Annotated in this window: 1 pseudogene; it reads right to left on the reverse strand. The window is 47.5% G+C overall.

Features of this window, described 5'->3' with window-relative positions:
* Positions 1 to 109 (reverse strand): annotated as a pseudogene (locus C0Z16_RS37240) (IS5/IS1182 family transposase); the annotation flags it as partial.
* Positions 110 to 354 lie beyond the last annotated feature (245 nt).

Consider the following 354-nt stretch of genomic DNA (forward strand, 5'->3'; position numbering starts at 1 on the left):
TCAGCGCAATCAGCTTCGACCAAGGCACAACACGCCGCATCTCATCGAGAAATTCCCGCTTGCGCGTGCGCTTCGTTGACAGATCCAGACCAAGACCCAACTGCGACATCACTCTTCTCCTCAACTAATTCGCGTTGGTTCCAGGATAGCTGAACGGGGCGTCAATGCCAGGACTTTTGCAGACCTTCCTTAACAGTAGTTGTAGCTCTTTTTGAAACATCGCCTAACACTACAGCCGTAGTTATTTTTTCCTATAGTAAGTTAGTACTACTACTTGGTATAGGACTATGAAAGAGATCGCGAAAGCGTGGGAACATGAAATCGATCTGTTGCATGAAAGACTGGCTGACCTGT

The organism is Paraburkholderia rhynchosiae (assembly GCF_002879865.1).
GTDB lineage: Bacteria > Pseudomonadota > Gammaproteobacteria > Burkholderiales > Burkholderiaceae > Paraburkholderia > Paraburkholderia rhynchosiae.